Origin of the sequence: Pseudonocardia kunmingensis, assembly GCF_006716445.1 — a bacterium.
GTDB classification, from domain to species: Bacteria; Actinomycetota; Actinomycetes; order Mycobacteriales; family Pseudonocardiaceae; genus Pseudonocardia; species Pseudonocardia kunmingensis.
On record NZ_VFPA01000003.1, the window covers coordinates 882,361 to 901,127 of the forward strand.

The 18,767-nt window shown below is 74.8% G+C and carries 18 protein-coding genes and 2 tRNA genes; 14 read left to right on the forward strand and 6 right to left on the reverse strand.

What is annotated here, in order from left to right; all coding sequences use genetic code 11:
- Window positions 1-158 precede the first annotated feature (158 nt).
- From FB558_RS27060 to FB558_RS27085, 6 genes are all read left to right on the forward strand, one after another.
- Window positions 159-1,409: a bifunctional glycosyltransferase family 2/GtrA family protein gene (locus FB558_RS27060; protein ID WP_142058084.1), complete on the forward strand. Its 1,251-nt coding sequence runs from the start codon at window positions 159-161 to the stop codon at window positions 1,407-1,409.
- Entirely contained in the window at window positions 1,406-3,385 is a 1,980-nt protein-coding gene (locus FB558_RS27065; RefSeq protein WP_246106767.1) for an ArnT family glycosyltransferase, read from the forward strand. The genes FB558_RS27060 and FB558_RS27065 overlap by 4 nt, the downstream gene beginning before the upstream one ends.
- 41 nt (window positions 3,386-3,426) lie before the next feature.
- Window positions 3,427-5,094, forward strand: coding sequence for an AMP-binding protein (locus FB558_RS27070; protein WP_246106768.1), 1,668 nt, complete (start codon window positions 3,427-3,429; stop codon window positions 5,092-5,094).
- A 47-nt stretch (window positions 5,095-5,141) separates the two neighbouring features.
- Window positions 5,142-6,011: a ferredoxin family protein gene (locus FB558_RS27075; RefSeq protein ID WP_142058088.1), complete on the forward strand. Its 870-nt coding sequence runs from the start codon at window positions 5,142-5,144 to the stop codon at window positions 6,009-6,011.
- A gap of 116 nt (window positions 6,012-6,127) precedes the next feature.
- Window positions 6,128-6,637: a PH domain-containing protein gene (locus FB558_RS27080; RefSeq protein WP_142058090.1), complete on the forward strand. Its 510-nt coding sequence runs from the start codon at window positions 6,128-6,130 to the stop codon at window positions 6,635-6,637.
- Window positions 6,634-8,193, forward strand: a complete 1,560-nt coding sequence (locus tag FB558_RS27085) for a PH domain-containing protein (protein ID WP_211366868.1) — start codon at window positions 6,634-6,636, stop codon at window positions 8,191-8,193. Before FB558_RS27080 ends, FB558_RS27085 begins: the two co-directional genes overlap by 4 nt.
- Here the strand turns inward: FB558_RS27085 and FB558_RS27090 are convergent.
- Window positions 8,153-9,694 carry a helicase HerA-like domain-containing protein gene (locus tag FB558_RS27090; protein ID WP_142058092.1) on the reverse strand — a complete coding sequence of 514 codons (1,542 nt, stop codon included), beginning with the start codon at window positions 9,692-9,694 and terminating at the stop codon, window positions 8,153-8,155. The two genes, FB558_RS27085 and FB558_RS27090, sit on opposite strands and share 41 nt — an antisense overlap.
- A 27-nt stretch (window positions 9,695-9,721) precedes the next feature.
- Window positions 9,722-10,180: a MarR family winged helix-turn-helix transcriptional regulator gene (locus tag FB558_RS27095; protein ID WP_142058094.1), complete on the reverse strand. Its 459-nt coding sequence runs from the start codon at window positions 10,178-10,180 to the stop codon at window positions 9,722-9,724.
- 69 nt (window positions 10,181-10,249) lie between these two features.
- Here FB558_RS27095 and FB558_RS27100 point away from each other — a divergent pair, with 69 nt between their 5' ends.
- The 4 genes from FB558_RS27100 (at window position 10,250) to FB558_RS27115 (ending at window position 11,549) form a co-directional block, all read left to right on the forward strand.
- Window positions 10,250-10,645, forward strand: a complete 396-nt coding sequence (locus FB558_RS27100; protein WP_142058096.1) for a hypothetical protein — start codon at window positions 10,250-10,252, stop codon at window positions 10,643-10,645.
- 9 nt (window positions 10,646-10,654) lie between these two features.
- On the forward strand, window positions 10,655-11,281 hold the full coding sequence (orn, locus tag FB558_RS27105) for an oligoribonuclease (protein ID WP_142058099.1): 627 nt from the start codon (window positions 10,655-10,657) through the stop codon (window positions 11,279-11,281).
- Between the two features lie 37 nt (window positions 11,282-11,318).
- Window positions 11,319-11,394, forward strand: a tRNA-His gene (locus FB558_RS27110).
- An 82-nt stretch (window positions 11,395-11,476) separates the two neighbouring features.
- A tRNA-Lys gene (locus FB558_RS27115) sits at window positions 11,477-11,549 on the forward strand.
- Between the two features lie 610 nt (window positions 11,550-12,159).
- Here FB558_RS27115 and FB558_RS27120 read toward each other — a convergent pair.
- The gene (locus tag FB558_RS27120) at window positions 12,160-12,957 is read right to left on the reverse strand and encodes an LLM class flavin-dependent oxidoreductase (RefSeq protein ID WP_211366869.1); all 798 of its coding nucleotides are present in this window, start codon (window positions 12,955-12,957) and stop codon (window positions 12,160-12,162) included.
- Window positions 12,951-13,085 carry a hypothetical protein gene (locus tag FB558_RS45295; RefSeq protein WP_281288687.1) on the reverse strand — a complete coding sequence of 45 codons (135 nt, stop codon included), beginning with the start codon at window positions 13,083-13,085 and terminating at the stop codon, window positions 12,951-12,953. The genes FB558_RS27120 and FB558_RS45295 overlap by 7 nt, the downstream gene beginning before the upstream one ends.
- Before the next feature lie 200 nt (window positions 13,086-13,285).
- Here FB558_RS45295 and FB558_RS27125 point away from each other — a divergent pair, with 200 nt between their 5' ends.
- Window positions 13,286-13,849 carry a dihydrofolate reductase family protein gene (locus FB558_RS27125; RefSeq protein WP_142058101.1) on the forward strand — a complete coding sequence of 188 codons (564 nt, stop codon included), beginning with the start codon at window positions 13,286-13,288 and terminating at the stop codon, window positions 13,847-13,849.
- Window positions 13,850-13,910: 61 nt separating this feature from the next.
- Here the strand turns inward: FB558_RS27125 and pdxR are convergent, their stop codons facing one another.
- A complete protein-coding gene (gene pdxR / locus FB558_RS27130; protein ID WP_246106769.1) occupies window positions 13,911-15,452 on the reverse strand; it encodes a MocR-like pyridoxine biosynthesis transcription factor PdxR in 1,542 nt (513 codons plus the stop codon).
- A gap of 46 nt (window positions 15,453-15,498) precedes the next feature.
- Here pdxR and FB558_RS27135 point away from each other — a divergent pair, with 46 nt between their 5' ends.
- The 3 genes from FB558_RS27135 to FB558_RS27145 all read left to right on the forward strand — a co-directional run bounded on the left by FB558_RS27135 (window position 15,499) and on the right by FB558_RS27145 (window position 18,034).
- Window positions 15,499-16,320: an isocitrate lyase/PEP mutase family protein gene (locus FB558_RS27135; RefSeq protein ID WP_142058102.1), complete on the forward strand. Its 822-nt coding sequence runs from the start codon at window positions 15,499-15,501 to the stop codon at window positions 16,318-16,320.
- Window positions 16,321-16,410: 90 nt separating this feature from the next.
- Window positions 16,411-16,647 (forward strand): hypothetical protein, encoded by a 237-nt coding sequence (locus FB558_RS27140; RefSeq protein ID WP_142058104.1) that lies wholly within the window; start codon window positions 16,411-16,413, stop codon window positions 16,645-16,647.
- A gap of 211 nt (window positions 16,648-16,858) precedes the next feature.
- Window positions 16,859-18,034, forward strand: coding sequence for a macrolide family glycosyltransferase (locus tag FB558_RS27145; RefSeq protein ID WP_142058106.1), 1,176 nt, complete (start codon window positions 16,859-16,861; stop codon window positions 18,032-18,034).
- Window positions 18,035-18,126: 92 nt separating this feature from the next.
- Here the strand turns inward: FB558_RS27145 and FB558_RS27150 are convergent, their stop codons facing one another.
- A complete protein-coding gene (locus FB558_RS27150) occupies window positions 18,127-18,708 on the reverse strand; it encodes a TetR/AcrR family transcriptional regulator (RefSeq protein WP_142058108.1) in 582 nt (193 codons plus the stop codon).
- Window positions 18,709-18,767: the final 59 nt, after the last annotated feature.

Here is an 18,767-nt window from a genome sequence, read left to right on the forward strand (position 1 = left end):
AACGACGGGCTCACCGCGCTCGGGTGCCCGACTCGCCGGGCCCGGACCCCGGACTCCCCGCGCCCGGACGCGCGACTCGCCCGGGCCGCCGCGGGTCCACAGGGGCCGCACAGGCCGGGCACACCGCGGCGACAGCGCCCGGGACGAGCGTCGAGGCCATGAGCGTCGACACCGCGCCGAGCCCGCCGAACGCCGGCGACACCGGACGAACCGAGCGACCCGTGCTCGACGTCGTCGTGCCCGTGTACAACGAGCAGGCCGTGCTCGAGCGGTCGGTGCGCCGGCTGCACGAGCACCTCTCGGGCCACTTCCCGTACCCGTTCCGGATCACGATCGCGGACAACGCGAGCACCGACGACACCCCGGCGGTCGCGGCGCGGCTGGCCGCGCAGCTGCCGCACGTCACGGCGCTGCGGCTGACCCAGAAGGGCCGGGGCCGGGCGCTGCGGACGGCGTGGACGGCCTCCGACGCCGCGGTGCTCGCCTACTGCGACGTGGACCTGTCCACCGACCTCGCGGCGCTGCTGCCGCTGGTCGCCCCGCTGATCTCCGGGCACTCCGACCTCGCGATCGGCACCCGGCTCGGGCGCGGGTCGCGGGTGGTGCGCGGTCCGAAGCGGGAGCTGATCTCGCTGGCCTACAACCTGGTGCTGCGCGGCGCGCTCGCCGCCCGGTTCAGCGACGCGCAGTGCGGGTTCAAGGCGATCCGCGCCGACGTCGCGCGGCGGCTGCTGCCGCTGGTGGAGGACACCGGCTGGTTCTTCGACACCGAGCTGCTGGTGCTCGCCGAGCGCAGCGGGCTGCGCATCCACGAGGTGCCCGTGGACTGGGTGGACGACCCGGACAGCCGCGTCGACCTCGTCGCCACCGCGATCGCCGACCTGAAGGGGATCGCCCGCGTCGCCCGGGCGCTGGCCACCGGACGGCTGCCGCTCGCGGAGCTGCGCGGCACCCTCGGGAGGGGTGAGCTACCGGGCGTCCCGACCGGGATGCCGGCCGAACTGGTGCGGTTCGCACTGGTCGGGGTGTGCAGCACGCTCGCCTACCTCGCGCTGTACAGCCTGCTGCGCGCCGGCCTCGGCCCGTACGGGGCGAACCTCGTGGCGCTGGTGCTCACCGCCGTCGCCAACACCGCAGCCAACCGGCGCCTGACGTTCGGCGTCCACGGCAGCAACCACGTCCTGCGGCACCACGCCCAGGGCCTCGTGGTGTTCGCGCTGGGGCTCGGGCTCACCAGCGGCGCGTTGGCCGCGCTCGCCGCGTGGGCGCCGGCCGCGGGCCACGCCGTCGAGGTCGTCGTGCTCGTCGCCGCGAACGCGCTGGCCACCGTGCTGCGCTTCGTCGCGCTCAGATCATGGATCTTCCGCCGCCGGGCGGCCACCCCCACCCGTCAGGAGAGCACCGCGTGACCACCACCGTCCCCGCCCTCGACCCGGCCCCGCCCGCGCCGCCGGCACGGCCCCGGCGCGGCGAACACCTCGCACTGGCGGGGCTGCTGCTCGCCACGGCCGTCCTGTACCTGTGGAACCTCGGTTCGGCGGGCTGGGCCAACACCTACTACGCCGGCGCGGTCCAGGCGATGACGCAGAACTGGACGGCGTTCTTCTTCGGCTCGGTGGACGCCGGCAACATCGTGACGGTCGACAAGCCGCCCGCGTCGCTGTGGGTCATGGCGCTGTCGGCGCGGCTGTTCGGGCTGTCCTCCTGGAGCATGCTCGTGCCGCAGGCCCTGATCGGCGTGGGCACGGTCGCGCTCCTGTTCGCGGCGGTGCGCCGGGTCGCCGGGCCGGGCGCCGGGCTGCTCGCCGGGGCGGCGCTCGCGCTCACCCCGGTGGCCGTCGAGATGTTCCGGTACAACAACCCGGACGCGCTGCTGGTGCTGCTGCTGGTCGGGGCCGCGTACGCCACGGTGCGCGCCACCGGGACCGGCTCGACCCGGTGGCTGCTGCTCGCGGGCGCGCTGGTCGGGTTCGCGTTCCTGACGAAGATGGCCCAGGCGTTCGTGCCGCTGCCGGCGCTCGCGCTCGCCTACCTCGTGGCCGCGCCGACCGGGATCAGGCGGCGGGTGCGGCAGCTGCTCGCCGCGGGTGCCGCGATCGTCGTGGCCGGCGGCTGGTGGTACGCGGTCGTCGAGCTGTGGCCGCCCGCGAGCCGCCCGTACATCGGCGGTTCCGAGACCGACAGCGCGGTGGAGCTGGCGCTGGGCTACAACGGCCTCGGGCGGATCTTCGAGCGCGAGAGCGGTGCCGCAGGCGGCGCGTTCCTGATGGGCCCGAACGGCCAGGTCCAGGAGCTGGGCGCCGGCTTCGGCAGCGAGCCGGGGATCCTGCGGATGTTCGACTCGCAGATCGGTGCGATGGCCGGGTGGCTGCTGCCGGCCGCGCTGGCGCTGCTCCTGGCAGGTCTCTGGCTGACCCGCCGGGCCCCGCGCACCGACGCCGCCCGGGCCTCCCTGCTGCTGTGGGGCGGCTGGACGGTGGTCACGGCGCTCGTGTTCAGCCTCGCCCAGGGGATCTTCCACTCCTACTACACGGTGGCGCTCGCACCCGGCGTCGCGGCGCTCGTCGGGATCGGCGGTGCGCTGCTGTGGCGGCAGCGGCGGACGCGGGCCGGGCGCACCGTGCTCGCCGCGATCCTCGCCGGCACCGCGGCCTGGGCGTGGGTCGTGCTCGGCCGGACGCCGGAGTTCCTCCCGTGGCTGCGCTGGATGGTCGTCGCGGTGGCAGCCGTCGTGGTCCTCGCGCTGCTGCTCGGGGTGGGCGCCCGACGGCGCGCGGCCGCCGTCCTGGCACTCGCGCTGGTGCTGACGACGCTGGCCGGGCCCGCCGCCCACGCCGTGCAGACCGCGGCCGGTGGCGGCAAGGGCGGTGCGCTGCCGGGCGCCGGCCCCGCGCTGGTGGGCGGCGCACCGGGCGGGCCCGGAGGATCGGGGGCGTCGGCACCGCCGGACGTGGCCCGCGTCGGCGGGCCCGCGGGCCAGGACGACGTCGACGCCGAGCTGGTGGACCTGCTCCGCTCCGCCGGGACGACGTGGTCGGCCGCCACGACGGGCGCGCAGAGCAGCGCAGCGCTGGCGCTGGCCAGCGACACCACGGTGATGGGCATCGGCGGCTTCTCCGGCGGCGACCCGGCCCCCACCCTCGAGGAGTTCCAGGCGCTCGTCGCCGCGGGTGAGGTGCACTGGTTCGTCGGGGGCGGGATGGGTCCGGGCGGCGGGCCGGACGGGCCGCCACCGCAGGCGCAGCCACAGGGCCAGCCACAGGGCGGCGGGCAGCACCGCGGGCCGCGGCACAACGCGGAGATCACGACCTGGGTGCAGGAGAACTTCACCCCCGCCACCGTCGGCGGCCGCACCGTGTACGACCTCACGCAGCCGCTTCCCTGACCGGGCTGCGAGCGCGGGACGGGCTTGCCAGACTGGGCGCCGTGATCGTGGGACGGATGGTCGAGGGTGCGCGCGCGGGAGCCGAGCAGGTTCTCGGCTCCGCGCGGGCCGTGGTGGCGCTGACCCGCTCGGGGGTGGTGCGCCCGGTCCGCCCGGACCGCCTCCTGGGCATGCTGGCCGGCCTCGTCCGCTACGGCCTGACCATCACCGCGGGCTACGCCGCAGGCGCCGCGCGGCACCCGCACCGCACCGCGATCGTCGACGACGACGGCGCCCTCACCTTCGCCACCCTGTCCACCTGGACCGACGCGGTCGCCCGCGGACTCGCCGACGGCGGGCTCGGGCCCCGAGCGCGGCTCGGCGTGCTGTGCCGCAACCACCGGGGCGCGATCGCGGCGCAGGTCGCCGCGGGCAAGATCGGCGCCGACGCCGTGCTCCTCAACACCGGGCTCTCGGCGGGCCAGCTCCGCGAGGTGGCCGGGGAGCTCGATCTGCACACGGTGATCGCCGACGAGGAGTTCCGGCCCGCGCTCGAGGGGCTGCCCGCGCACTGCCGCGTCGTCACCGACGCCGAGCTCGCCGACCTCGACGGCCCCGGTCCCCTGCCGCGCCGCCCGACGGCGGGCCACACGATCGTGCTCACCTCCGGCACGACGGGCACGCCGAAGGGCGCGCGCCGCCCGCCGCTGCACAGCATCTCGCCCGCCGCCGCGATCCTGTCGACCATCCCGCTGCGGGCGGGCGAGCCGGTGCTGATCGCGGCGCCGTTGCTGCACACCTGGGGGCTCGCGGCGCTGCAGCTCGCCGTGCTGCACGGCGCGCCGATCGTGCTCGCCCGCAAGTTCACGCCCGCCGAGTTCCTGCGCACCGCCCAGGACCACCGCGTCGACGCCGTGTTCGCGGTGCCGGTGATGCTGCAACGGGTGCTGGAGCTGCCCGGCGACGAGCTGGCCCCGGCCTGGTCGCGGCACCGGCCGCGGATCGTCGCCGTCAGCGGGTCGGCACTGCCCGCCGCGCTGGCCACGACGTTCATGGACCGCTTCGGCGACGTCCTCTACAACCTCTACGGCTCCACCGAGGTGTCCTGGGTGAGCATCGCGGGCCCGGCCGACCTGCGCGCCGCGCCCGGCACCGCGGGCCGCGCCCCGGTCGGCACCCGGCTGGTGATCCTCGGCGACGACGACCGGCCCGTTCCCCGCGGCCAGGAGGGGCGCGTCTTCGTCCGCAACGACATGCCGTTCGAGGGCTACACGCGCGAGGGCGTGGACCCAGTGCCTGTCTGGCACGACAACGCCGCCAGGCGGAGTCGCGCCAGTAGTGGCGCAGGGCGGTCCGGCGGGATGCTCGGCACCGGCGACATCGGCCGCCTCGACGAGCACGGGCTCCTGCACCTCACCGGCCGCGCCGACGACATGATCGTCTCGGGCGGGGAGAACGTGCACCCCGGACCGGTGGAGGACCTGATCGCGGCCCGGCCCGAGGTGCGCGAGGCCGCGGTCACCGGCGTCGACGACGAGCAGTACGGGCAGCGGCTCGCCGCCTACGTGGTACTGGAGCCGGGCGCCCGGGTCGACGCCGACGACGTGCGGGGCTGGGTGCGCGCGGAGCTGAGCCGCTTCGCGGTGCCGCGCGACGTCGAGTTCCTCGACGCGCTGCCGCGCAACGCCACCGGCAAGATCGTGCACCGGGAGCTGCCCCGCACCGGGTGAGGGGAGTCACCCCGTCGAGTTAGGTAAGGCTTAGGTATTGTGCCGGGATGGGCACGGAACCGGGATGGCAGCGCTGCAGCCTCCTCGCCCTCGCGCGCGACGAGCCGCTGGCCGGCTCCGCGCCCGTCGCCCGGCGCTGGGTGTGCGTGGAGCAGCGCGGTTCGTGGCCCAGCGACCTGACCGCCCACCCCGAGCCCGCCCTCGCCGCCCTCGCCGCCACGCCCGGTTGGCGGCTGCTGCTGATCCGCAGGCCCGGACGCCGAGGGGAGCGCGGGGCGCCGTTGCGCGTGTTCCTCGCCGACACCGCCCCCGGGGCCACCCGCGTCACGACCTTCACCGTCGACGGGCCCGAGCAGCTCGCCGAGCTCGACCTGCCCGCCGAGGACGAGCCGCTGCCCGGCACACCGGTGGGTGACCCCCTGCTGCTGGTGTGCACGCACGGCCGGCGCGACCGCTGCTGCGCCGTGGACGGGCGCGCGCTCGCGCTGGCCGTCGTCGACGCCGGCGAGCAGCACGTCTGGGAGTGCAGCCACCTCGGCGGCCACCGGTTCGCGCCCACGGCGCTCGTGCTGCCCACCGGCTACGCCTACGGCCGGCTCGACCCCGCCACCGCGATCGCGGCGCGCAAGGCGGCGTTCCCCGGCGAGGTCGACACGGCGCAGTGCCGCGGGCGCACGACCTGGTCACCCGCCGGGCAGGTCGCCGAGCTCGCCGTGCGCGCCGCCACGGGCCTGCGCGACGCCGACACCCTGCAGGTCAGCGACGCGCCCGGAGGCGCCGTCGTCACCGCGCGCGACGGGCGGCGCTGGGAGGTGGACGTGGCAGCCCTGGACGGCGCGCCCCGCCCACTCTCCTGCGGGACCGACCCGGCCCCGATGACGGCGCTACACGCGAAGAACGTCCGCGCACTCCCGTGACATCAACGCAACGAGCGGCACTCTCGTCGGCTAGGTAGCGACGAAAGTGCCGTTCGTCGGGAGGAAGACCGCGTCGCGACCGGGGGCTCAGGGGCTCGGCGGGCAGACTCGGGGCCATGTCCGCCGCCGCGCCGCTCGCACTGCCGCTGCGCCCGCCCGCCCACCAGGTCAGCCCGCGCGCCGTCCGGTGGTGGCAGCTGCGCGCCCTGCTCACGCTGGTGGCGCTCGCGGGGCCGCAGCTGGTGGTGCTGATCCTCCTCTCGGGCGACGCCCCGGGCTGGCTCGTCGCCACCACCATCGCCACGGCGGTGCTCGTGCTCGCGTACGGCGTCGTCGTGCCGCCGCTGCTCTACCGCATCCACCGGTGGGAGGTCACCCCGGAGGCGGTGTACACGCTGTCGGGCTGGCTGGTGCGCGAGTGGCGGATCGCCCCGATCTCGCGCGTGCAGACCGTGGACACCGAGCACGGCCCGCTGCAGCAGCTGCTCAAGCTCGCCAGCGTCACGGTGACGACGGCCTCGGCGCGGGGGCCGGTCAAGATCCGCGGCCTCGACGAGCGCGGCGCCGCCGAGCTGGCCCGCGTGCTCACCGAGACCACTCAGGCCACGCCCGGGGACGCCACGTGACGCCCGACGTCGCCGGGGCGGCGCCGTGGCGGCGGCTGAACCCGCGGATGCTCGCGGTGACGCCGCTCTCCGGCGTGATCCGGCTCCTGCCCGTGGCGGTGGTCCTGCTGCTGACGGGTCAGGGCGACGTGGTCGGGCGGCTGTGGGTCCCGCTCGGCATCGCCGTGCTGCTCGTGGCCGGCGGCGTGGTGCGGTGGCGCACCACGCGGTACCGCATCACCGACGAGCGCGTGGAGCTGCACACCGGCTGGCTGCGCCGGCAACGCCGTTCGGTGCCGCGCGACCGGATCCGCACCGTGGACCTCACCGCGAAGCTGCTGCACCGCGTCTTCGGGCTCAGCGTGGTGCAGGTCGGCGCGGCGTCCGGGTCGGCGTCGGAGAGCTCGGGACTGAGCCTGGACGCGGTCAGCAAGGCCGAGGCCGACCGGCTGCGCCGCGAGCTGCTCGACCGGCCCCGTGCGGACCTGCCGGCCGCGCCCGCGCCGGCGCCGGGCGAGGAGCTGGCGCGGCTGCGCTGGTCGTGGCTGCGGTTCGCACCGCTGACGTTCTCCTCGATCGCGGGGATCGGCGCGGTCGGCGCCGCCGGCTTCAACCTGTTCGACGACCTCGGCCTCGACCCGCGCGAGCTCCCCCCGGTGGACGACGCCGCCCAGCGGCTCACCACCGCCCCGCTCTGGCTCGGCATCGCGGTACTGGCGCTCGCGCTGCTCGTGGTCGCCGTCGTCGGCGCGGTGCTGCTGTTCGCCGAGCGCTGGTACGACTACCGGCTCACGCGCGAGGCCGCCGCCGATCCGGACGCCGCACCGGGAGGCACGCTGCGCGTCAAGCGCGGGCTGCTGACGCGCCGGTCGCTGTCGGTGTCGGAGCGGCGGCTGCGCGGGGCGGAGGTCGTGGAGCCGCTGCTGCTGCGGGCCGGACGCGGCGCGCAGTGCCACGCGCTGTCGACCGGGCTCTCCCGCGACGCCCAGGGCGGCGCGCTGCAGCCGCCCGTCCCGCGCGCCGAGGCGCACCGGGTGGCGGCGCTGGCCCTGCGGGAGCATCCCGAAGAGGTCACCCTCGCGCCGCTGCGCCGCCACCCCCGCGCGGCGCTGCAGCGGCGGCTGACCCGGGCCGTGGGACCGGCGGCGGCGGTCGTGGTGCTCGCGTTCGCGGCCGGCTGGGCGGTGCCGCTGCCCTGGCTCGGACCGGCGAGCCTCGCCCTGCTCCCGGTGGCCGCCCTGCTCGCCCTCGACCGCTTCCGCGCACTCGGCCACGAGCTCACCGCCCGCCACCTCGTCGCACGGCAGGGCAGCGTCCAGCGCCGGACGGTCGCGCTGCAACGGGCCGGGGTGATCGGCTGGACGTTCCGGCAGAGCGTCTTCCAGCGCCGCGCCGGGCTCGTCGAGGTGGAGGCCGTGACCGCGGCAGGCGCAGGCGGCTACACGGTGCTGGACGTGTCCGCACCCGACGGGGTGGCGCTGGCCGACGCCGCCGTGCCGCGGCTGCTCACGCCGTTCCTCGTGCCGCCGGGCGACGTCAGCGACGGCGGCGGCGGGTGCCGAACAGGCCGCGGGTGATCTCCCGCCCCAGAGCGCTGGCCGCCGAGCGCAGGAAGGAGCGGACGACGGGCGACTCGAACGCCTTCTCCACGAACCCGGCCTCGGCCCGCTCGGGCGCGGGCGGCGGCGCGGCGTCGGCCGGGGCCGGAGCCGGGGCCGGGGCGGGCGCTTCGGCGATCCGCGCCGTGAGCTTCTCGTAGGCCGACTCCCGGTCCACGGTCTCGCCGTACTTGCCGTGCAACGGGGACTGCCGTGCCGCCGCCGTGACCGCCTCCGGACCGATCGCCGCCATCAGCGAGCGCGGTGCCCGCATCCGCGTCCAGGCGACCGGCGTGGGGGCACCCCGCTCGGACAGCACCGTGACGATCGCCTCGCCGGTGCCGAGCGAGGTCAGCGCCTCCTCCATGTCGTAGTGCGCGGTGGTGGGGTAGGTCTTCACCGTCTTGGCCAGCGCCGCCTGGTCCTCGGGCGTGAACGCCCGCAACGCGTGCTGGATCCGCGCACCCAGCTGGGAGAGCACGGCGTTCGGCACGTCGGTGGGCAGCTGGGTGCAGAAGAACACGCCGACGCCCTTGGAGCGGATCAGCTTCACGGTCTGCTCGATGCGCTCCAGGAACGCCTTCGAGGCCTCGCTGAACAGCAGGTGCGCCTCGTCGAAGAAGAACACCAGCTTCGGCTTGTCGAGGTCACCCGCCTCGGGCAGCTCCTCGAACAGCTCGGCGAGCAGCCACATCAGGAACGTCGAGAACAACCGCGGGTTGGCCTGCTGGTCGGCCAGCTCGAGCAGGGTGACGACCCCCTTCCCGTCGACCTGACGCATCAGGTCGGCCGGGTCGAACTCCGGCTCGCCGAAGAAGTCGTCGCCGCCCTGCGCCTCCAGGTTGACCAGCGCCCGCAGGATGACGCCCGCGGTGGCCGGGGAGACGCCGCCGATGCCCTTGAGGTCGGCCTTGCCCTCGTCGGAGGTCAGGTGCTGGACGACGGCTCGCAGGTCCTTCGTGTCCAGCAGCGGCAGCCCGCGCTGGTCGGCCCAGTGGAAGATCAGGCCGAGCGTCGACTCCTGGGTGTCGTTGAGGTCGAGCACCTTGCTGAGCAGGATCGGCCCGAACTGCGTGAGCGTGGCCCGGATCGGCACCGCGGAGCTGCCACCGCCGAGCGAGAGGAACTCCACCGGGTACGCCGTGGGCGCCCAGTCGTCGCCGGTGTCGCGCGCCCGCTCGTCGATCCGCGGGCCGGGCTCGCCCGGCCGCGCCAGCCCGGACAGGTCGCCCTTCACGTCGGCCAGCAGCACCGGCACCCCCGCGGCCGAGAGCTGCTCGGCGATCCCCTGCAGCGTCTTCGTCTTCCCGGTGCCGGTGGCGCCGGCGACGAGTCCGTGGCGGTTGAGCGTGGCCAGCGGGATGCGGACGCGGGCAGCGGGGTCGACGGTGCCGTCGACGAGGACGCTGCCCAGCTCGAGAGCGGCCCCCTCCGTGGCGTATCCGGCGGCGATCTCCTGGGCGGGAGCCTGGGTGTCCACGGGGCCGGAGCCTAGCGCTACTCCCGGTCAGATCCCGTGATCATCCGACGGACAGGCCGGGTCGTGCGCGGCGTGCAGGCGCGCGAGGAACCCGTTCAGCTGCCGCCGCTCGTCCGCGTCGAGCGGGGCGAGGAACTCCGCCTCCGCCGCGGCCAGGCGCGCGGCGGCCGCCCCGAGAGCGTCGGCGCCGGCCCCGGTCACCGCGACGACGTACTTGCGCCGGTCGGCGGCACTGCGCTCGCGCCGCGCGTAGCCGAGCCGCTCGAGCTTGTCGACCACGGCGACCATCGTCGTGCGGTCCATGCCGGTCAGCCGGGTGAGGTCCTGCTGCGAGCAGGCGCCCTCGTGGGCGAACGCGAGCACCCGTAGCTCCTTGCCGGCGAGCCCCCACTGCGCGAGCTCCTGCTCGATGCGGTCCCGCGCCGCGTCGCCGACCCGGAACATCAGGTACCCGGTGGCGGCGGAGATCCAGGCCGACGTGCTCATGGCGCAGAACCTACGCGCGCTGATATCGTCAGCGTCGCTGACGATCCGGCCTACTGATTGGGATGCCTCATGACACCCCGACCCCACCTACCGCTGCGGCGGGCCCGGGCCGTCGCCGCGGTCATCGGACTCGCCACGGGTGTCAACATCGTCACCTCCGGCATGGCGGCGAACCCGGGCACCAGCCTCTTCCTCGTCCCCGACCTCATCGTGGTCGCCCTCCTGCTCGCCGCGGCCGCCACCCCCACCGCCCGCGCACGGCCCGTCCTGCTCGTGGCGACGGGCACGGCGACCGGGGTCTTCACCACCGCGGCGATGGCCTACGCCCTGCGCGGCGAGGTCGGGTGGGGCGTCACCGCCTTCGCGGTGATCGTGGCGACCACGGCCGCCCTGCTCGCCGCCGGCTCGCCGTCGATGATCGACACGCGCAGCGCTGCCGGACCCGCGGGACCCGGGCGGGCATAGTGTGACGGCGTGACGGACCGGCTGGTGTGGATCGACTGCGAGATGACCGGGCTCGACCTGAAGCGCGATGCGCTGATCGAGATCGCGGTGCTCGTCACCGACGGCGAGCTGAACGTACTCGGCGAGGGCGTCGACGTCGTCATCCACGCCGACGACACCGCCCTGGCGGGGATGCCCGAGATCGTGCGGGACATGCACGAGCGCTCCGGGCTCACCGACGCCGTCCGCGCCTCCGTCATCACGGTGCCCGAGGCCGAGAAGCTCGCGCTCGACTACATCCGCCGGTACGTGCCGGACCCGCGCAGCGCGCCGCTGGCAGGCAACTCGATCGCCACCGACCGCGCCTTCCTCGCCCGCGACATGCCCGCGCTCGACGCCCACCTGCACTACCGGATGGTGGACGTCAGCTCGGTGAAGGAACTGTGCAGGCGCTGGTATCCGCGCGTGTTCTACGCCAAGCCGGAGAAGGGGCTCGCGCACCGCGCGCTGGCCGACATCCAGGAGTCGCTCCGGGAGCTCGCGTACTACCGGCAGACCCTCTTCGTCCCGCTGCCCGGCCCGACCACCGAGCAGGCGCAGGCGGTGGCCGCGCAGGTGTCGGCAACCCGCTTCGAGGCGCCGGAACCGCCACGCTAAGCTGGTACAGCGCCCCGGTCGAGGCCGGGGTCGCATGGTGGGTGTAGCTCAGCTGGTAGAGCACCTGGTTGTGGTCCAGGAAGTCGCGGGTTCAAGTCCCGTCACTCACCCCAGGCCGCGGCACCCCACCGCACGGCCGCCCGGAGGCACTGTGTTAGCGTTTCCGAGCGCCGGGCGGTAGGGCGCAACGGCAGGGCGCCGCTAGCTCAATTGGCAGAGCAGCTGGCTCTTAACCAGCGGGTTCGGGGTTCGAGTCCCTGGCGGCGCACTCGCTCTGGGCGAGGTGTGCACGCGGAAAGCGCGTGCATACCTCGCTCGTCGTTTTTCTGGGGGCGCAGCCCCCAGACCCCGCCCGGCGGGCTTCGCCCCCGGACCCCCACCCCCGTGGTCCCGTTCGCACGCCGAGCTCACCGGCGCTTCGCCTCCCCACGCAACCCCCATCCGGTCCCCTGAGTCCCCGCCCGGCAGGCTTCGCCCCCGGACCCCCACCCCCGTGGTCCCGTTCGCACGCCGCGCTCGCCGACGCTTCGCCTCCCCACGCAACCCCCATCCGGTGCCCCTGAGTCCCCGCCCGGCGGGCTTCGCCCCCGGACCCCCACCCCCGTGGTCCCGTTCGCCACTCCGAGCCCGCCGGCGCTACGCCTCCCCACGCAACCCCCATCCGGTGCCCCTGAGCCCCCGCCCGGCAAGCTTCGCCCCCGGACCCCCACCCCGTGGTCCCGTCGGCACGCCGAGCCCGCCGGCGCTACGCCTCCCCCACGGAATTCCATCCGGAGCCCCCTGCAGGTGAGCCCCGTTCCGTTCCCACTATGACCTGCAGGCCTGGTCCGCGGCCGCCGGTGACGCCTGACCGGACCCGGGGGAGTCGCGGACCCAGGTCACTGGTGCAGTAGATCGCGGGCCTCGACGATCAGGTCGATCTGGCGCAGGTGGTCCGGCCCGTCCAGGCCGAAGCCGAGTTCGGTGACCCCGGCCGCGGCGAACGCGGCGATCCGCTCGGCGGCCTGTTCGGGCCCACCGGTGATGGTCACCTCCGTGACCTTCTCCGGTGGCATGGCAAAGGCCTCGCCGAGCTGCTTGAGCATGGCGTCGCGGGCGGAACGCGTCGCGACGCCATCGCCGAGTACCGCATGCAGACCGAGGTGAACGCCGGGCATCGGGCGTCCGCGTTCGGTGGCCAGCTCGCGCAGGCGTGCCGCGGCCGAGGACACTTCAGAAGGCGTCAGCGCGGAGGGCAACCAGCCATCGCCGTAGGTGGCTGTGCGGCGCAGTACGGCCTCGGAGGCACTACCGCCGATCGGGATCGGCGGTACCGGGGTGGCGGGGGCCAGGCTGACCACCGGCCGTCCTGGCAGGTCGGACAGTTCGGCGCGCTCACCGGCGATGAGGCCCGGCAGCACCTTGAGTGCCTCGTCGGCGAGGCGCGCCCGTCCTGTCGACGGGGCACCGACGGCCTGCCAGAAGGGCGAGCCGGGGAATCCGCCGATCCCGACGCCGAGCTGGACCCGATTGCCAGACAGATACTGCAGGGTCTGGATCTGCGCGGCCAGCATGGCGACCGGGCGGGTCGGTAGGGCCAGCACACCGAACTCGAGCCGGATCCGCTCCGTGACCGCGGCGGCCACCGAAAGCGCGGTGATCGGCTCCAGGGCATGGGTACCGTCGCCGATCAGCACATCGGCGCGGCTACCGTGTCGATGCCGAGCGCCTCGGCGTGCCGTGCGACAGTCGCCACGCCAGATGGTCCCAGTGCGCTGATCTCGTTCATGGTGGGCAGCCCGACGCCGATCCGGATGTCGATCATGAAGTCCTCCAGGGAAGCGTGACGGCACCGTGCCGGCTCGCCCCATGCTCATACTTCAATCGAGGTAGAGGTCAAGGAGACTGCGCAGGTCCATGCATCCGGTCACCTCCAGCACGCCCCGTGCTCGTGCTCGTGCTCCGCGGAGCTGGTGGTCACCGTCGCTCCGATGAGTCCCGCTGCCCATTGCGGTCTCACCGTGCATGAACACCACCCCACACCCCGACCCCCAGACCGCGGCCGGCAAGGTGCTCTGGCACTTCACGATGTCGCTCGACGGCTTCGTCGCCGGGCCGAACCACGCGATGGACTGGATGTCCGGGATCACGGGCAGGCCCGGCGTGGAGGAGGAGTACATCGCGACCACCGGCGCCGTGCTCGGCGGCCGGGCCGGGTGGGACGCGTTCTCCGGATCCCGCCCGTACAGCGACGAATGGCAGGGCCGGGTCTTCGTCCTCACCCACCACCCCGAAGACGCCACGCCTGCGGCCGACGTCACGTTCCTCACCTGCGACGTCGCCGAGGCCGTGCAGATCGCGCTGGAGGCGGCGGACGGCAAGAACGTCGAGGTGCTCTCGGCGTCGATCGGGGCACAGCTGATCCGGCGCGGCCTGATCGACGAGATCGACCTGCACATCGCGCCGGTCCTGCTCGGCGACGGCGTCCGGCTGTTCGACGACCCCGGCGGCGCGCCCGTGCGCCTCGCCCGCGTGCACGACGGCGCCCCGAACGCGGAGCTCGACGTCCGCTACCGCCCCGTGCCCTAGCAGGCTCCCACCCGGACGAACGGCACTCTCGTCGGTACCTAGCCGACGAAAGTGCCGTTCGTCACGCGGATCCCGATTTCGGAGCCCCGAGGCAGGTGCGCAGCACGTCGGCCAGTGCGTCCAGGGCGCCCGACCAGGCGTGGTCGGCCGGGCTGGCGTAGCCGACCACGATGAGGGACGGCCTGGTCGACCGGTCGCCCTGCCACGCCGAGCCGAGCGTGGCGATCCGCAGGCCGTGCCTGTCGGCCACCCGCGCGACGTCGTCCTCGCTCGGCCCGTCGGCGGGCAGCTCCAGCACCAGTTGGAGGCCGGCCGCCGCACCGCGCACGCGGACCGTCGGCAGGTCCCGGGCGAGGCGTCGCAGGAGGTCGTCCCTGCGGCGCCGGTACTTCAGCCGCTGCGCTCGCACGTGCCGGTCGTAGTCGTGGCTGCGGATGAGTTCGGAGAGCACGAGCTGGCCGATCGACTCGGTCTGCGCGTCGGCGTAGTACTTGGCCTCCGTGACCGCGCCGACCAGGTGCTCCGGAACCACCAGCCAGCCGAGCCGGACCGCCGGGCCGAGCGCCTTGGACGCGGTTCCGGCGTACACGATGTGCTCCGGGGCCATGCCGTGGAGCGCACCGACCGGCTGCCGGTCGTACCGGAACTCGCCGTCGTAGTCGTCCTCGACCAGGATCCCGCCGGTGGTCCTCGCCCAGTCGACCAGCGTCCGCCGCCGCTCCGGACCGAGGACGACGCCGAGCGCGGACTGGTGCGCGGGTGTCAGGACGACCGCTCCGGCGTCGGCCGGTACCTCACCGCTGGCGCCCACCTCGTCGACGGCGAGCGGAACCACCCTCGGACCGGCGCGGCGCACCACCTCCCGGTGGAAGGGCGCGCACGGGTCCTCCATCGCGATCGCCGCGCAGCCCTTGTCGTGCAGCACTCTCGCGACCAGTCCGAGTGCCTGCATGAAGCCCGAGGTGATGATGATCCTGTCCGGGTCGGCCATGACGCCTCGGGCCCGCCCCAGGTAGCCCGCGAGAGCCGAGCGCAGCTCCGGTCGCCCCCTCGGGTCCCCGAGCGCGAACGCTTGTCGTTCCACCTGCGGGAGCACGGTACGTGCTGCGCGCAGCCACGCCTGCACCGGGAACGCCGACACGTCCGGCCGCCCCGGCGTCAGGTCGTGCCGGACCCCCGGCGCTCGCGTCGGCCCGGTGAGCGGCGGGGGTGTCCGGGTCCGCCGCTCGGCGGGCCGGGGCGATTCGGTGGGCCGGGGCGATTCGGTGGGCACGTCGGCGACCACCGTGCCCGCGCCGCGGCGCGCGGACAGGTAGCCCTCCGCGACCAGCTGGTCGTAGGCCGCGGACACCGTGCCGCGGGCCACGCCGAGCTCGCGGGCGAAGGTCCGGGTGGCCGGCAGGCGCGTGCCGGGAGCCAGCCGGCCGCGCTGGATCGCCTCGCGGATCGCGCGTTCCAACCCGTTGCGGCGGCCGCCCGCTCCGACCGGGTCGAAGTCGAGGTGGAGATCGAGGCCGCCGCGGTCGGGAGCGGTGGAGACCGGGGCGCCCGCCGGGTTGCCGGAGCGCGCGATCGCCGGCCGATTGGCCCACTGTGAAGCCACGGAATTGGACCATAGCAGCTGATCCAACAGGTTCTACGGTCGGAGCATGACGACCGAAGCCCAGCCAGAACAGGGACAGCTCACGACCGCGACCGCAGTGGCACTCGAGAAGGCCGGCCGGCTGCGCACGCTGCACGTGCCGGGGCGGCCGCTGATCCTTCCGAACGCGTGGGACGCCGCCACGGCGCACGCGGTCGTGGCGGCCGGGTTCCCGGCCGTCGCCACCGCGAGCGCCGCGGTGGCGCCCTCCCTCGGCTACGACGACCACGAGCGCACGCCGCCGGACGAGATGTTCGCCGCCGTCGCCCGGATCGCCCGTGCCGTCGAGGTTCCGGTGACGGCCGACATCGAGCGCGGTTACGGGCTGCCCGCCGGGGAGATCGCCGGTCGGCTGATCAGCGCCGGTGCGGTCGGGTGCAACCTGGAGGACTCCGACGCCCGTACCGGCGAGCTGGTCCCGGTCGAGGAACAGGCCCGGCTCCTCGCCGACGTCCGGGCGGCCGCCCCCGAGCTGGTGATCAACGCCCGGGTGGACGCGCTGATCCACGGTTCCGGTTCGCGGGAGGAGCGGATCCAGGACGCGGTACGGCGCGGGCGTGCCTACGCCGCGGCGGGCGCCGACTGCGTCTACCCGCTGATCGCCGACCGGCTGGACCTCGCCGAGGTGCGGGTGCTCGTCGACGGCATCGGCCTTCCGGTCAACCTCGCCTTCCTGCCGGGCGGCCCGTCGCTCGCCGAGCTCGCCGCGGCCGGGGTGGCCCGGATCAGCTTCGGCCCCGGGCTGTTCCGCCTGGTGCAGGGCCACCTCGACGCGGCGCTCCGCACGATCGCGACCGGCGCCAGCCCGTACCCGAGCCACGGCATCTGATCGACGTCGCGAGCAGGGCACCCGCGTCACGGAGGGCGCACCGTGAGCTTCACCGCACTGGCGGGACTGGCCGGTTTCGGGTTCGTACTGGTGGGCGTCGCCATCAGCATCGTCCTCGTCCGCGCCCGGCTGCCGTTGCCGGTGTCGGGAATGCAACTCGACGAGGTCACTGCGGCCTTCGTCAGTGCTGCGCTCCTCTTCCTCTCGTCATCGGCCAGCCCGTTCAACGCCGACGGGACGAACCGGATCGCGATCGTCGGCCTGGCCGGCCGGCTCGGATGGGCGGCCTGGATCATCACCTGCAGCATCGCCATGATCCGGACATGACATCCACCGGACGGCGTCGTCACAGACGTTCCGCCGCACCTGCGGGCGACGTCACCCGCCCGGGGCCGGAAGTCGGATGCGGCCGGGCGGCGGGCACGGCATGATCGCCTGCGTGGTGCTCGAACTCCTGTACGCCTGATCGAGGCGCATCCCCACCGCCGCCGCAGGGCGCGCGGGTCTCCGTGCTGCCCGTTCCGAACCAGGAGTTCCGATGAGCCACATCCTCATGTCCACCTCCGCCGCCCACGGCCACGTGCACCCCAACCTCCCGGTCATGGCCGAGCTGGTCGGCCGCGGCCACCGCGTGACCTACCCCGTCCCGGACCGGTTCGCCGACGCCGTCGCCGCCACCGGCGCGACCCCGCTGCTGATCCACACCGACCTGCCCGACCCGGCGAAGGGCGAGCAGTGGCCCGAGGGCGGGGTCGCGGCGATGCGGCTGTTCTCGGACGAGGCGCGCTCGGCGTACGCGCAGACCACCGCGGCGCTGGCCGGCGACCTGCCCGACATCGTCTGCTACGACGGCAGCGGCTGGGCCGGGCACGCGCTGTCCCGGGTGCACGGGCTGCCACGGGTCGAGCTCGCCCCGCACATGGTCGCCTGGGACACCTTCGAGGAGGACTTCGCCGAGGCCTACGCGTTCTACGAGACCCCGGAGGGCCTGGCCTGGCAGGCCGAGATGGACGCCTGGCTGGACGAGGTCGGCGTCGGGCTCGGGAACCGGGAGTTCCTCGGCCCGCCGGACCGGTCGGTGGTGCTGATCCCCGAGGCGATGCAGCCGAACCTCGACCGCGTCGACCGGACCCGCTACACGTTCGTCGGGCCGGTGATCGGCGACCGCTCCCACCAGGGGTCGATCGCCGACCTCGGAACGAGCCCGGACCGGCCGCTGCTGCTGGTCTCGCTCGGATCGGCCTACACCGACCGGCCAACGTTCTGGCGGGACTGCATCACCGCCATGCACGGCACCGGTTGGACGACCGTGCTGGCCGTGGGCCCGTACGTCGACGTGGCCGGGCTCGGCGACATCCCCGACGACGTGGTCGTCCGGGAGTGGGTGCCGCAGCTCGCGGTGCTCGCGCACGCGTCGGCGTTCGTCACGCACGCAGGGATGGGCGGCTGCGCGGAGGGCCTCTGGCACGGCGTCCCGATGGTCGCCGTGCCGCAGGCGGCCGACCAGTTCGTCAACGGCCCACGGCTCGCCGAGCTCGGTGTCGGGGAGCACCTGCCGGCCGAGGAGGTCACCCCGGAGCGGTTGCGCGCGGCCGTGCTGCGGGTCGCCTCGTCGCAGGACGTCGCGGATCGGTGCGCCGAGCAGAAGAAGATCGCCAGGGCCGCGGGCGGGGCCTCGGCCGCCGCCGACGTGGTCGAGTCCCTGATCGGGTGACGAGGGCGGGAGGCCCCGCGACGCCCCCGGTGCGCTCCACATCGACGTGGCGGGTCCCGGCCGGCTCGCGGGGACCCACCACGTCGACATGATCATGCTTGCCCGGGTCGGCCCGCGAGGTGGTCCAGGAGGTCGGCCACGAGGCCCGCGGCGTCCGTGCCGCCCTTGCCGTCCGGTGCGAGGTGGCCCGCCGTCTCCAGGTCGGCGGCGCCGTGTGCCACGGCCTGCAACAGGGCGGTGAGGCGCTCCGGCGGGCCCGCGGGCAGGGCGCCGCGCTCCTGGGCCGCCCGGACGACGTCCAGGAGCCGGCTCTTCGTCGCGTCGGCGGCCCGGGTGAGCTCGTCAGAACCGGTGCTCCACGGCCCGAAGATCAGCCTGAACCGCCGCGGGTGGGCGAGGGCCCACCGCGCGTACCCCTCGAACGCCGCGCGCAGGGCGACCTCGGGGGGCACGTCGGGCGCCGGCCCACCCAGGAGGGTGTCCCGCATGCGCCGCAGCTCCCGCGCCGCGATGGCGGCGAGGAGCGCCTCCTTGCTGGCGAAGTGCTTGTACGGCGCGTTGTGGGAGACCCCGGCGCGGCGCCCGACCTCGCGCAACGTCACGGCCTCGACCCCACCGGCGTCGAGCAGCTCCTCGCTGGCGTCGAGCAGCGCGTCGCGCGTTCCTGAGGGCATTCCCGCACCTTACAGCCGGTTGACGCCGCCAACCTCAGTCTCTAGGTTGACGGCGTCAA